Source organism: Brucella sp. TWI432, assembly GCF_039674445.1.
In the GTDB taxonomy this organism is placed as follows: domain Bacteria; phylum Pseudomonadota; class Alphaproteobacteria; order Rhizobiales; family Rhizobiaceae; genus Brucella; species Brucella chromiisoli.
This window is the reverse complement of sequence record NZ_JBDJNL010000001.1, coordinates 650801-664923: the sequence shown is the minus strand read 5'-3', so window position 1 is coordinate 664923 and position 14123 is coordinate 650801. Positions and strand designations below refer to the sequence as shown.

Genomic DNA, 14123 nt, shown 5'->3' with positions numbered 1-14123 from the left:
GGCGCTTTAAATATTTTCATTACGCATGTTGTTGTCGGAAAGCCGGTAAACCACTTTTCCGCAACATGCTTTAGTGACCCGGATGTACTGCGTCGTTGATGTACATGCAGGTGAGAACGGTGAAGACGTAAGCCTGGAGGAACGCAACCAGAAACTCAAGCGCGGTGATCGCGACCGTCATGATGAGAGGCAGGATAGCGCCACCCACACCCAGCGCTCCGAGCGAGCTGAGCGAGACAACAAAGCCTGCGAAAACCTTGAGCGTGATGTGGCCTGCAAGCATGTTCGCGAAAAGACGAACCGAGAGGCTGATTGGACGCGAAAGGAAAGAAATGATTTCAATGGCAACAACCAGTGGCACGATAATGCCCGGCACGCCGCTTGGCACGAAAAGCTTCAGGAAGCCAATGCCGTGCTTGTAGAAACCGTAAATGATGACTGTTCCAATAACGAGCAGCGACAGCGCAAATGTTACGATGATCTGGCTGGTGACCGTGTAAAAGTAAGGAAACAGACCGATAAAGTTTGCGACCAGAATAAACATGAACAGCGAGAAAACGAAGGGGAAGAACTTCATACCCTTCGAACCGGCCGAATCTCTCAAGCTTGACGCCACGAATTCATAAGCCATCTCCGAAACCGACTGAAGGCGGCTTGGGATCAATCCACGGCTCGACGATGTGAAATAAAGAAAACCGGATGCGAGCACCACAGTTGCGACCATGAAGGCCGAAACATTGGTGAACGACAGGTCCAATCCACCGACGTCGATCGGAATCAATCGGGAAACCTGGAACTGATGAATCGGATCGTTGGCCAACTTAACCTCGTCTGTCGTTCCTGCCCTAAGGCACTTCACTGGCGAACCAAAGGTTCGCTTGGGCGTTTCAGTCACGGACCAACGGCCCGTTGTCACAAGCGTCTATACGCGAACATTCTTGTCATGTCCGCTAAGACTTAGTCTTTCCTGCCCTTATCCACGTCAGACTTAATATTGCCTTGATCGGCGACATAACCTGCGGAACGGAGCACGTTGAGGGTGCCTGCACCAAAGCCTAGAAGGAGAAAGATGATCAACCCCCAAGGCGACGTGCCTGCGTAACGATCAACAAACCAACCAATCAGCGCGCCAACTATGATACCAGCGATAAATTCACTGGAGAGTTTCATGGCCTGCGCAACGGAACTGGAAGTTTCCGACCGCTCATCCTCGGAAGCCGGAGCTTTGAACATACCCTTTTTGGCCAATTCGGCTTCAAGGCGATTCAAACGCTGATCCAGCCCCCCGGAAACAGTTTTCCCGCCTGCATTCTTGCCTTCGCCGGGTGCTTTTCCCGGTTCAGTGCCGCTCGTCATTGGCAGCTCCTTTTTGCAAGAAACGCGGGCGTTGAAAGCCCATTTCCAAGTTGCGCGCAACATATTGACACACCGCCCGCTAGTCAAGGCAGTGAAGCAGTTGCTTCAAAAGGTTTTTTCTCTTGGAAATACAATAATTTAGCCCCTGGTGCGACTCATTTTCCACCCAAAGGCAAAAATCACACAGCCATTCGGCCCAAAAATTGGAATCAAATTGGGCGTCGGTCAGCAGAGAGATTCACCAATCTGCACCTGTTTCGACCGGCATACGAAACAAATAAATGTGTGCGAAAGTGATTTTCCATGACGGGCTGTATCAGCTCCAACCGCCGCCATAGGTCCGGTAAAACACATGAAGTCCGATCTTGGTCATTTTCTTCATGGTTGGCGCCCAGAAAGGGCTGACATAGGTTGCATGATAATGCGTGGAAGAGCCAACATCCGGCAACCAGATGCGGCCTGCAGTCACCGTTTTGGCAACCTGCTGCGCCATGCGCCATTGCGGCATTTCGGTTACACGATGTTTCTGGCCGTCGCAGGCAAACGAAAACTGACAGGCATTCAACCAGTTGCGATTTTGATAAACAACGCCGCAGATGGTTCCTGGATAGGCGGGATTGCGCACCCGATTAAGCACAACCTGCGCGACAGCCACCTGCCCCTTGACCGTTTCGCCGCGCGCTTCGTAATAAACGGCCTCTGCAAGACATTTCTGTTCTTTTGCTCCAAACGACTCGGCGGGTAAAGGCGTTGCGGCCCAAGCATGATCCTGACTGCTGATTGGAGGCACAAACCGGCCTGCATCGGCCTCTGGCGTCAAAATGCTCTCAAATGGAGAGGTTTTGCCATAATCCGGCTTAGACGGCGCGTAGCCCAACGCGAGAACGTCGGGCTGATCGTTGTTTATAAGCTTTGCCAATTGAACAGGAATGTCACTTTTGGGCTTGGGCGGTTTGATCGCGTGGAACGCCATCGCAATCTCAACCTCCTTCCCTTCTATGCTGGACTTGGAGAAAGCCATCCGCGCATCGATCTTTTCGCGCGGCGCGGTGATCATGCTGATTTTTTCAAACATGCTGCCCGCGTTAAATGCACGCGCCGGCGCCTTCGGCTTGACCGAAACGATGCGGTCCGTTTTATCCGCGCGATTGATACGGTTTTCATCCGGGTTCGGGTCGTCAACGCCAAGCTTTGCGGTTTTGTGGCCACCCGAAAGCGCAACACGACCGATGCCCGGAACTTCAATGCCACCGCTGGAAATACTGCCGGTTACAGTCGTTGCGTCAACGAAAGGCATTTCCGCCTGATGAAGCGAGCCAACGGGTGCTTTGGCGACGAATGCCGTCCAGCGATGACCGGCAATATCAGCGCTCGGAACGAGGCTTGCCATATCCTGAAAGGCAATTGCATTGGAATTGAAAAGATAGGTGATTGCGGCCAGAACGAGCGGCACCATACGGTGTGGTTTGCGCACGACCTGACGTGGCTTGGCACGCACGGCGTAATAGCGACCATCCTCCGGGCAATAGCCCGTCACCGGATAGTGCCATACCGGCTCGGCAACGGCCTTCGACCGGCCAAACAGCGCTCGTATGGAACCAAAACGCACCGCAAACTCCACTCGCAACAATTACTTAACTATAGCGAATAATGGAGCATTAACCTTGATGGATGGTTAACAGATTTTCGTTTACCCTTTGAAAATATTGATTAATTTTGAATTAACACCAGGCGCCGCTTGCTTGTTTTCATTTGCTTTTTTGAACCTCTAAACAACAAATGAGCGCAAGCTTCTCCCTTCGCGATCTATTCGGCGTAAAAAATGAATTTAAAATGCGCAGGCACAACCAACCCGCTTTAATTCGGCTTAACCGCCCAGCGTTGAATGTCGTCACTCTGGCCAATCAATGCCAGACCATTGGCAATCGAATCAAACTGATTCGAACTTGTAACCATTGCATCGGGGAAGCGCCGCTCGAAGGCCGTGCGAATGGCCGGCACGAAGGAAGTGCCGCCCGTCAGAAACACACGGTCGATGCCATCAAACGTCAGCCCGGCATTTTCCACGGCCTGCTCAACGGATTGCTCGATATTAGCCACATCGCTGGCAATCCAACTATCGAAATCATCGCGCGTGATAGCGGAACGAATTTCAAAATCATCGGCCTTGAAATGCAGTTCGGATACTTTTTCCGACGACAGGCGAACCTTGAGATTTGAGACGGCCCGATAAATTTCATAACCGTAGTCGTTTTCGATCAGATGGATGAAATGTTCAAGCGGCTCAGGATCAACTGCATTCTTGGCAAGATCGGTCAGTGCGCGAATAGTTGCGGGCGAATTCATCAGAAACAATGTGTTCCAGCGCGCGAAATTTGCATAATAATGCCGCGGTATCGGCAGGCGCTTGCCAAAAGATTTATACTCGCCATTTTTGCCAAGGAGCGGCGACACCGCATTGTCTATGATGCGATAATCAAATGTGTCGCCCGCAATGCCAAGACCTGTCTGGCTCAGTGGCGTGAAACTCAAACCATTCGCACCCACGTCAAAACGCACGATGGAAAAATCGCTCGTACCACCACCAAAGTCAGCGACCAGAACAGTGGATTGGGTTTTGAGTTCCTGTGCATAAAAATAAGCCGCCGCCACAGGCTCATAAACATAGTGAATGTCGGCGAAGCCAAAAGCACGGAACGCTTTTTCATAACGCTGCATGGCCAGGTCTTCGTCCGGCGATACTCCGGCAAAAATGACCGGACGGCCAATAATGACACGATTGCCCTTTGGAGGCAGGCGATCACCAAGGCGTGCTGCAACGGATTGAAGAAACGTCTCTAAAATATCTTCAAACTTGAAACGCTTGCCGAAGACCGGCGTATCGGTGAAGGATTTTTGAGCCGCAAACGTCTTGAATGATTGCAGCATACGCGTTGAATGCGGTGCATTCACAAAGGCATCCATCGCCCATGCCCCGCTTTCGCAGGTGCGCTCACCAGTTTCCCGATCCTGCCAGAAACAGAGAATCGAGCGGTAGCCGGCCATGTCGACGCCATCCTTTGGCACACTCAGCACAGCCGTCCTACCATCTGGCGAGGCCAGAGACAGAACAGTGTTCGTTGTACCGAAATCGATGCCCAGTGTAACGCCGTCAAACTGGCTCTGGCTAACGGTCGTCATAATCTGCCTCTAATGGTGGGGATTTTCAGGAGGCGGCGAAGTAGCAGACAGATAAGAGTTTCTCAAGTCACCAAAGACGAATAAGAGACAATCACAATGAATGAACCGAAGGAGCACACATGTCCCGCTTAGACGGAACGACTGCCGTTTTAACAGGTGCCGCACGTGGTTTGGGTGCTGCTCTTGCTTTTTCCCTCGCCGAAGCCGGGTGCGATCTCGTGCTGTGCGGTCGCAACCTGAAGGCACTTGAAGAGACGGCCCATAAGATTGCGGCACATACGGGGTGCAAGGTGCAAACAGTGCAGGTCGATCTTGCAGACATGACAAGCGTGGCTGCCGCTATGGAAACAATCAAAGCGGACCACAGTTCTATCGATATTCTTATCAACAATGGCGCTATGTGGCTGGAAGACAGAGAGGACGAATATTCCATTGAGGAAGTTTCGGGCGTCATCAATGCCGCGGTAACCGGAACCTTTATGTTCACGCAAGGGATGCTGCCCCTTCTCAACGCGTCATCGCGCCCGGATATTGTGACCATCGGTTCGATCAGTGGCCTGCCAAATGCGCCCTTACAAACAGTTTCGGTGCCGTTCTATGCTGCAAAGCGCGCACAGGCTGCACTGGCAGACGGCCTACGGCAAAAGCTTGCCGGAACGCCAGTGCGTTCCATCATCGTGCACCCGCCCTACCTCGAAGACGCGTCGCCCCTGGAGGACAACTGGGAAGCCTCCGCCCATCGAAAAAAGGGGCAAGCAGCCACAAGCCGCGATATCGTTGAATCTGTGCTCTTTGCGCTCACGCGCCCACGCCATGTCACATTGTCGATTACTGTCGACGCTGATGAGGGCGGCGTTTTCGGCTAGAACTTTAAATGCTCTGAGGACGCGTTTCCCGCAAAAAGAAAGCCCGGCTTCACAACCGGGCTTTCATTTATCTCTTCTTTTTTGCGCGACCCGCAAACGGATTGTCCGACGTCTTGAGCGACAGACGGATCGGCACGCCCGGCATATCAAATGTCTCACGCAGGCCATTGATGAGATAACGCACATAAGATTGCGGCATCGCATCAGGGCGTGAACAGGAGACCACGAAGCCCGGTGGGCGGGTCTTGATCTGCGTCATGTATTTGACTTTGAGGCGACGGCCAGAAACTGCCGGCGGTGGCTGGTGTGCAATAACGCCTTCAAGCCAACGGTTCAGACGACCCGTCGAAATGCGGCGGTTCCAGATTTCATGGGTCTTGACGACATTCTCCATGAGCTTGTCCAGCCCCTGCCCGCGCTCACCGGATATCGGCACAGCACGAAGGCCACGCACCTGTGGCAGAAGCCGCGCCGTCTTTTCGTAAAGATCTTCCAGAACCATCTGGCGATCTTCGATCAGATCCCATTTGTTGAACGCAATAACCGGCGCACGGCCTTCGCGGATGATCAGATCGACGATCTGCAAATCCTGCTTTTCAAAAGGGATCGTCGCATCAAGCACGATAATCACCACTTCCGCAAAGCGGATCGCACGAAGACCATCGGCAACCGAAAGCTTCTCAAGCTTTTCCTGCACGCGCGATTTACGACGGAGACCAGCCGTATCGTAAAGCTTGATATTGCGTCCGCGCCATTCCCACTCGACCGAGATCGAATCGCGCGTGATACCGGCTTCAGGCCCTGTCAGCAGACGATCTTCGCCAAGCATTGTGTTGATCATCGTGGACTTACCCGCATTCGGACGTCCAACAATGGCAATGCGCAACGGCTTGGTGGCATCATAATCCGGGATGATTTCCTCATCCGGGTCTTCAATATCATCGCCAATCAACTCACCAACGGCAGCCGGCGTGAAAGCCTCTTCCGCAGCTTCTTCTGCACGTTGATCGGCAAATGCACGCTCTTCGCCCAGAAGCGCGACAATTGCGTCACGCAAATCGGGCATGCCCTGACCATGTTCAGCAGAAACAGGACATGGTTCCCCAAGGCCAAGCTGGAAAGCATCATAGAGGCCAGTTTGCGCGCCCCTCGCTTCCGCCTTGTTTGCGACCAGCACAACAGGCCTGCCGGAACGGCGGACCAGTTCGGCAAAAGTGCTATCGGCTGGCGTCAGCCCGGCTTTCGCGTCAATGACGAAAAGAATGGCGTCAGCTTCCTGAATGGCAGCCTCCGTCTGGGCACGCATGCGCGCTTCCAGACTGTCATTGGCAGCATCTTCAAGACCAGCCGTATCAATGACCTGAAACTTCAAATCATAAAGCTTGGCATCATGAATACGCCGGTCGCGCGTGACACCCGGCAAGTCATCAACCAGCGCCAGCTTGCGGCCGACGAGGCGATTAAACAGGGTGGACTTGCCGACATTGGGACGCCCGACAATGGCGAGAGTGAAACCCATAGGTTCGTATTACTCCGAAATTGGTTTAGCTCAGCCCTGAGCTTCTGGCATTTTAATGCCAGCGCCGCGCATGAGATCAAGCATTGTATTGGCGCGCTGGCGGATGTTCGCCGGAGCCAGTGTGTCATTGGCAATCTGCTGGTAAAGTTTTGCGGCATCGTCGAAACGCTCCGCTTTCCATGCTGCCAGACCAAGGGTCTCACGCGCACTCGAACGCATTGGATTGCCGTCTGCCGAAAGCGTTTCAACGCGCTTTGCGACATCATCATAAGAACCAGAATCCACCAGCAGATAGGCTGCACGAATGCGCGCTATGTCGCGCATCGGCGCGGGAACTGCATTATCCGCTGCAACCGCATCAAAAGCCGTAACAGCCGCTGGCACATCACCCTTCTCCGCCAGCACAGAGGCAGCACGCAAACGCGCCAGTACCGGATAAGAGCCATAGCCTGTCTTTTCAAGATCATCGAGTGCGGCGATGGCTTCTTCGTTCTTGCCGGAAGCGGCGAGATCGAGAGCCGCCAGAAACTTATCGCCAGAGGCAGATGCCTTGCTCTCAGTCCAGTGCTTATAACCGACCCAGCCGGCTGTACCGATTACAATCGCAATCGCCGCGCCAATTAGAAGAGGGCCAAAGTTTTTCCAAACCTGCTTCGCCCGTTCCGAACGGAGCTCTTCGTTTACCTCGCGAATGAAACTGTCGTCTGCCATGGACCTGCCATTTTTTACTTGAGCGCTATGCGCATAAAGCCACGCTCTGAAAACTGTTGATCTTAATTTCTATGTTCAGGCGCTTTTAGTCGGAATTCGCGCCATATGTAAGACCCGTCAGCGAAATAAGCTGCACCTTACCCGAACAATCTGTATTTGTGTCCGAGCTTCGCCTTATTCAACACGTAGGAAGCAACCTTTCCCCCAAAGTGGCGTTCACACTCTTATGCGTATTCTTTCTTCTGTCCTTGCTGTCACGGCCACTTTTGCTTTTGTCACAAATCCGGCTCAGGCAGAAACCTCTAAGCCGCAATATGTGCTGATCTCTTTTGACGGCGCGCATGACAACAAGCTTTGGACCCGTTCACGCGAACTGGCGAAAAACAACAATGCGCATTTCACTTATTTCCTGTCCTGCGTCTTTTTGATGGAAAAGAAAAACCGCCGCGATTATCAACCGCCGCAAAAACGTGCCGGTGCATCCAATGTCGGCTTTGCTTTGAGCCATGATGAAGTTGTGACGCGCCTTGATAATATCTGGCAGGCGCACCTGGAAGGGAACGAAATTGCCAGCCATGGCTGCGGCCATTTTGATGGCACCAACTGGTCCACGGCCGACTGGGACAGGGAAATCAAAGAATTCCGCCGCATCACTGCCGATGCTTATAAGAATAACGGTATCGACGGCGAGCCCGAGGGCTGGCAAGAACTGGCGCGCCACGGCATAAACGGCTTCCGCGCGCCGTATCTTGCGGCATCAAAGCCCGTACAGGATGCATTGAAAGCCAATGGCTTCCGCTATCAAGCATCATCGATCACGCGTGGACCGGAACTGCCACAGATCACTGGGCAGTTTGCGTCTTTCGGTCTGCCGCTTATTCCTGAAGGCCCATCGCAGCGGCTTATCGTGGGTATGGATTACAATCTTTATGTCCGCCACTCCAAAGGCAAGGAAGCGCCCGCCCAGGCAGCTGTGTTTGAAGAACGTGCCTATAAAGCTTTCCGCACGGCCTTCGACAAACAGTATAATGGTGAGCGCATTCCCTTACAGCTTGGCTTTCACTTTGTGCTAATGAATGACGGGGCTTACTGGCGCGCCATGGAACGTCTCGTATCCGAGGTCTGCAACAAGCCTGATGTGAAATGCACGACATATAATGATTATCTCAACACAATCATCGCTCCGGGCGACAGCGCCGCGCAGAGAAGATCGTAAAGATTATGACATCAGGCCGAGATTTTCCTGATCCAGCACCGGCAATGGCTCCTCATAAATCACCGCTTCAAAGCCACGCAGACGCTTATAGATCGAAAGAAGTTCGATAATGGTCGTCCATGAATTAACGAGATACTGGAACGACCCACGCACCTGATCAAACACATTGAGTATCTGGTTCATCAGGCCAAGCGTCAGCTTGCCCGCAACAATTGATGGCACCAGAATAAGTGTCGGAAAAATACTGTCAGCCTGCAAATAAAAGATACGGGCAACGTTGAAATAGACGTAGTGAAAGTAGAGCCGAAAATAATTCTGGCGGACATTGGAGAACAGTTCTCCCATCGTAAGCGGCTCGGCACGATGCGCATGATCTTCACCATAGACCAACTCCTTACGATAGGCCGCTTCCACGCGCTGATTGTTGAATTCCAGCCCCGGCAGTTTGATGCCGACCAGCGCCAGAAAGCCGGTGCCAAACAGCGCCCAGACAATTGCCGCCCATACCAGCGCATGCGGCACCAGCCCGATGATTGGCAACTCGCTCACCCTGTCAGAAAACGAAAACAACACCGGAAGAAACGCGATCAGCGTCATGATCGCCTTGATCAGATTGACGCCCAGCTGTTCAACGGTCGTAGAAAAGCGCATTGTATCTTCCTGAACACGCTGCGCAGCCCCTTCGACCGAGCGCAGTTTCGGCCAGTGGCTCATATAGAAATCGTTCATCGCCGTGCGCCAGCGGAAGATATAATGGCTGGTGAAAAACGCGCTCAGCACGCCAATGGTGACACCAACAAAGGCGATGCCTGCGAAGTCCACCATACTCCAGTAAAAATCAACTGCCTGCACCGAGCCGGGCGTTCCCAGCGCCTTCTGCACCATATCATAAAACGGGCCATACCATGCGTTGACCGCAACGCTGACCTGCACACTGAAATAGGTCGCAAACAGAATCAAAGCCGAACCGAGCACAGACCATCGCTGCCATGGATGCGGCGCAAACCATGACCAGACCGCATAGAATGCGAACACGGCGACAGCAAAATAGATATAAAACCAAAGGAAAGGCGCAGACCAGAAGAGGCTTGCGCCAATGATGGGTGCAACATCAGCTGCCGCCGGTGGCAAACCGATTAAACCTCCGAGTGCCGCACCACCTTCATACCAGCCAATAATGGCAAGCAGTGTCCAAACGAGCACGGATGAGAAGAACAGCTTAGGACGCGGGAAAAAGGATACGAACATTGCAATAGGTCCAACAAGTATGTTGGCTGCATAAGGCACCGATCCAAAACTGTTTACCAATTAAATTTTTTTAAGGTTTTCCATTACTTGGCAGCACGCCCAGCGGCGTAAGCAATGATCGCCGTCATCAGGAGGGCAAAGGCTGCAACGAGAGTGGGGACAGTGAACGAGCCAAAGCGTTGCGCCATGAAGCCTGCAATCAGCGGCCCTGCAATCTGTCCGATGCTGAAACAAACCGTCATCCTTGCAAGGGCACGCTTCGGCGACTGCGGTGCAAGCACACGCGCGGTCTGAAGCCCGAAGGCCGTTAGCGCCATAAAGGTTATGCCAAGCAATGCACCGCCAACCAATGGCCCCAAAGGTGGCGGAAGCAACACGCTTGCCGCCACGCCGAGAGCTTCGATCGCCGCAGTCAGCGCAAAAGCGATAAAGAGACCAAACTTCCGAATGGCAGGCGACCAGAGCCAGATCGAAGGTGCAGCGCATAATCCCGTCACAACCCACACGGCTGCTTCCATCAACGAGCCACCATCATTTGCCCGTACGATTGTGATGATGAACGTTGCCGTGATCACATAGCCAAAGCCAAAAATGCCATAGGCTATTGAAATCGCATTAAAAGCAAAGCTGCTTGGCAGTGCCGGTTCGCGCTTGCCATTGGCTCCGCCGACTGGCCCTTCCTTCACAAGCGCAACCACCAGAACAGCCATGACCAGACTTAAAATGGCAGCTCCAATCCAGTCGGCCCGCCAATCAAGTCCCGAAAACCGGATACCCGCAACCATGATCGCTGAAAGCGCAATACCAGCGCCAACCCCGCCAAAATGCAGCGCACCAAGCTCTGCCCGTTCGGCAATCGCTATATGGCTAAGCACGATTGTCGTGCCAAGAATCATCGTCACGGCGCTGATAAAGCCTGCTGCAAAACGAATGATCGAAAACGGCCAAACGCCATCAAAAAATGCCATCGCGGCACAGAGAACCGCACTGATGATCAAACCGGCAATGACGCTTTTGCGTTCAATCCCCGCTGACCAGCCATAGCCCGCAACCATTGCTCCCAACAGATACCCAACATAGTTGGCGGAAGCGATAAAGCCTGCATCTGCGGCATTAAAACCCACATCCACCATCATGCCGGGCAGGATCGGCGTGTAAATAAAGCGGCCGATCCCCATTGCCGCAATCATGGCGAAAAAGCCGCCAAAAGCGTAACGAAGAGCAATACGATGCGAATTTGTCTGGGAGAGTGCTTGATTCATAGCGCTGAAAATACGCTTTGGGTAATCGTGCACAACTGAATTTTTCTGATTGAGACAATCACTCGAATTGAGTTCAATTTTTCGGCATCCCGCAAAAGCAGCCTAACCGGCCTGTATATCCGGTCTGTTTTTTGGGGGGCGCGTTGGCACGCTGTCTGGCTGGCCTGAATGAAGAAAATGCAGCAATGTCTCGTTCATTGATTGCAGCCGGAAAGCCGCATCCCGCCAACTGAAATCAATATCCTGCGGCACGGGTGAAAGGCGTTCAGGCGCGTCGCCCTCGCCCAGATTACAATTATGGATGACCGATTGAAGCGATTGTGAAATCCATTCGGGCGGCGACGCTTCCTTCTTACGAAGCGCATTACCGACGGCCTCTCCAAAGAGCAGAGCCGTTGCATAAAGGCGGATGCCGCGGCGATCATAGCGGCCTGCCATTTCACTGATCTCGCGCGCAACCAGCCGACCGCGCAAAGACCAGCGCGCGTTTGACCGGGCGAGCGCTATGCCATCCCCCAGCGCGTTGACTGCGCGTTGCGCCTGTGTAAACTGGTTGATTGCGCTCTGTGCGTGGATAACATCTTGTGTTTCCAACGCAATTGCCGACTTTTTGAGACCTTTCAGGATATTATCGACAAGTCCCCGCACGGCTCTGTCGATCAGGCGCACCGGATCGGGTGTCAACAATATCTGACTGAACAAAAGCCCGACACCCGCGCCCACCAGAACATCAATAAGCCGTGTCATTCCCGCGACCTGCGGCCCCATTGCCAGGACAAGAATAGCAGAAACGCCCGATTGAATGGCGATAGCCGGCGCAAGACCGAAGGTCGTTGCAATCACCATGGCGATGCAGGTGACAACACTCATATGCAGGACCGGAATCGTATGGGGCAGAAGCAGAGAAAACTCGCCCACCAGCACGCCAGTCGTCACACCTGCGATCACGCCAATCGCCTGTTTGCCATGATTGGGCAGATTGGGCGCAAGACAGATAACGGCTGTCACCATCGCGAAGAGAGGGCGCGGCTGCCCCAGCATCCACTGACAGATCAGCCATGCGACTGCGCCACCAACAGAGGCAATCAGCGCATCACGCCAACTCACTGACCATTGCTGAAAAATCTTCTCTATTCGCTGACGCATTTATTAACCTGCCAACTTATCCGTCACGCTGGAGATACTATTTATGACAGGTTTTGCGGTACTCAAGCCTTGAAGAACGCCTCATACTGATCCGGTTTGAACCCGACAGTCAGCGCGCCATTCCTCTCAAGCACCGGGCGCTTGACCATAGAGGGTTGTGCCAGCATGAGTTCACGCGCCTTGGCAGCATCGACATTGTGGCGCTGTTCTTCGGGCAGCTTACGGAACGTGGTGCCCGCACGATTGAGCAACTTTTCCCATTCGATGTCTTTCAGGAAACGGTCCAGCGTTGCACCATCAAGGCCGTCTTTCTTGTAATCGTGAAAAGCATAGTCAATGCCATGATCTTCAAGCCATGTGCGCGCCTTCTTCATGGTGTCGCAGTTTTTGATGCCGTAAATCGTGACGCTCATGTCCGAATCCTTCAAGTTTTATCCGATCAAAAGCTATCCGCAGCGGGGTTGCAACCCTCAATGTTTGAAGGCTGGCGCTCTCTTTCAAGCAGATCGCGCTTGCGTTCCACACCCCAGCGATAGCCGGACAATCCACCATCATTGCGCACAACCCGATGACAGGGAACCGCAACAGCAATCTTGTTGGCGCCACATGCCTGCGCCACGGCACGGATTGATTTTGGCGCGCCGATCATTTGCGCAAGTTCGGTGTAGCTCACTGTTTTACCAAACGGGATTTGCAGCAATGCCTGCCAAACCCGTTCCTGAAAAACAGTGCCACGCAAATCCAGTGGCAAATCAAGCCCAATACGAGGGTCTTCAACGAACCCGATAATTTGCGCAACATGATCCTCAAAATCCCGGTCCCCTCCGATAAGCTCGGCTTTCGGGAACCGGTCTTCGAGATTGCTGATCAGCGCCTCCGGCTCATCTCCCATCAGAATGGCACAAACACCCTTCGCACTTTCCGCAGCAAGAACCGCCCCCAGCGAAGACTGACCGACAGCAAAGCGGATTGTCTCATTCTGCCCACCGGATTTATAGGTCTTTGGCTTCATTCCCAGAACCTTGTCCGATGCTTCATAGAAGCGGCTTGATGAATTATATCCAGCTTCATAAATGGCGGCTGTCACGCTTGCTTGCGGCGCTTCAAGGGCTGAACGGATTTTTCGCCCGCGCTGCGCATCCACATATTCTTTGGGCGTCAGTCCGGTGAAGGCTTTGAAAAGACGGTGAAAATGTGATGCACTGGCACCAACTGCGCGCGCTATTTCGTCAAGGTCCGGTATTTCTTCCGCAATATCGATATAGTGACATGCGGCTGCAATCATATCAGCATGACGGGCATTGTTCTGTGCATCAAGCGTTGCTGGCAGATTGGGTTTACACCGTATGCAGGGACGAAATCCTGCGCGTTCCGCGGCCTCTGCCATGTCAAAAAACTGAACGTTTTCACGTTTTCCACGCCGTGAAGGGCAAGACGGGCGACAATAAACGCCCGTCGTGCGTACGCCATAAAAAAACTCGCCATCCGCAGCTTTGTCGCGTGTGAGAACTTTGTGCCAGCGGCTTTCATCCGTGTCATCGTTGAGCGTTGGCGTGCATGTCATCAGGTTCATGTCCATTGATCCTTCTTACTATGAAGGAAATCTAAAGCCTTACAAG

13 protein-coding genes are annotated in these 14123 nt (G+C 53.1%); 2 read left to right on the top strand and 11 right to left on the bottom strand.

The window, feature by feature from the left end:
* Positions 1-70: 70 nt before the first annotated feature.
* The 4 genes from ABE527_RS03260 to ABE527_RS03245 all read right to left on the bottom strand — a co-directional run bounded on the left by ABE527_RS03260 (position 71) and on the right by ABE527_RS03245 (position 4536).
* Positions 71-820, bottom strand: a complete 750-nt coding sequence (locus ABE527_RS03260) for a F0F1 ATP synthase subunit A (protein WP_095446113.1) — start codon at positions 818-820, stop codon at positions 71-73.
* A gap of 137 nt (positions 821-957) precedes the next feature.
* Positions 958-1356: an AtpZ/AtpI family protein gene (locus ABE527_RS03255; protein ID WP_499696120.1), complete on the bottom strand. Its 399-nt coding sequence runs from the start codon at positions 1354-1356 to the stop codon at positions 958-960.
* A 316-nt stretch (positions 1357-1672) separates the two neighbouring features.
* Positions 1673-2965, bottom strand: a complete 1293-nt coding sequence (locus ABE527_RS03250; protein WP_265983032.1) for a cell wall hydrolase — start codon at positions 2963-2965, stop codon at positions 1673-1675.
* 248 nt (positions 2966-3213) lie between these two features.
* Positions 3214-4536, bottom strand: coding sequence for an Hsp70 family protein (locus ABE527_RS03245; protein ID WP_499696119.1), 1323 nt, complete (start codon positions 4534-4536; stop codon positions 3214-3216).
* Between the two features lie 119 nt (positions 4537-4655).
* Here ABE527_RS03245 and ABE527_RS03240 point away from each other — a divergent pair, with 119 nt between their 5' ends.
* Positions 4656-5402: an SDR family oxidoreductase gene (locus tag ABE527_RS03240; RefSeq protein WP_499696118.1), complete on the top strand. Its 747-nt coding sequence runs from the start codon at positions 4656-4658 to the stop codon at positions 5400-5402.
* Between the two features lie 67 nt (positions 5403-5469).
* Here the strand turns inward: ABE527_RS03240 and der are convergent, their stop codons facing one another.
* The gene (gene der / locus ABE527_RS03235) at positions 5470-6921 is read right to left on the bottom strand and encodes a ribosome biogenesis GTPase Der (protein ID WP_265983029.1); all 1452 of its coding nucleotides are present in this window, start codon (positions 6919-6921) and stop codon (positions 5470-5472) included.
* Between the two features lie 30 nt (positions 6922-6951).
* Complete coding sequence (locus ABE527_RS03230) at positions 6952-7632, bottom strand: tetratricopeptide repeat protein (protein ID WP_265983028.1); 681 nt, start codon at positions 7630-7632, stop codon at positions 6952-6954.
* A 226-nt stretch (positions 7633-7858) separates the two neighbouring features.
* Here ABE527_RS03230 and ABE527_RS03225 point away from each other — a divergent pair, with 226 nt between their 5' ends.
* Positions 7859-8848, top strand: a complete 990-nt coding sequence (locus tag ABE527_RS03225; RefSeq protein ID WP_499696117.1) for a polysaccharide deacetylase family protein — start codon at positions 7859-7861, stop codon at positions 8846-8848.
* Between the two features lie 3 nt (positions 8849-8851).
* Here the strand turns inward: ABE527_RS03225 and sbmA are convergent, their stop codons facing one another.
* The 5 genes from sbmA to ada all read right to left on the bottom strand — a co-directional run bounded on the left by sbmA (position 8852) and on the right by ada (position 14077).
* Positions 8852-10096 carry a peptide antibiotic transporter SbmA gene (gene sbmA, locus ABE527_RS03220; RefSeq protein WP_499696116.1) on the bottom strand — a complete coding sequence of 415 codons (1245 nt, stop codon included), beginning with the start codon at positions 10094-10096 and terminating at the stop codon, positions 8852-8854.
* An 83-nt stretch (positions 10097-10179) separates the two neighbouring features.
* Entirely contained in the window at positions 10180-11358 is a 1179-nt protein-coding gene (locus ABE527_RS03215) for a YbfB/YjiJ family MFS transporter (protein ID WP_265983025.1), read from the bottom strand.
* A 102-nt stretch (positions 11359-11460) separates the two neighbouring features.
* Positions 11461-12504: an FUSC family protein gene (locus ABE527_RS03210; RefSeq protein WP_396996553.1), complete on the bottom strand. Its 1044-nt coding sequence runs from the start codon at positions 12502-12504 to the stop codon at positions 11461-11463.
* Positions 12505-12566: 62 nt separating this feature from the next.
* Complete coding sequence (locus ABE527_RS03205; protein WP_265983023.1) at positions 12567-12917, bottom strand: ArsC family reductase; 351 nt, start codon at positions 12915-12917, stop codon at positions 12567-12569.
* A gap of 26 nt (positions 12918-12943) precedes the next feature.
* Positions 12944-14077 (bottom strand): bifunctional DNA-binding transcriptional regulator/O6-methylguanine-DNA methyltransferase Ada, encoded by a 1134-nt coding sequence (ada, locus tag ABE527_RS03200; RefSeq protein WP_499696115.1) that lies wholly within the window; start codon positions 14075-14077, stop codon positions 12944-12946.
* Positions 14078-14123 lie beyond the last annotated feature (46 nt).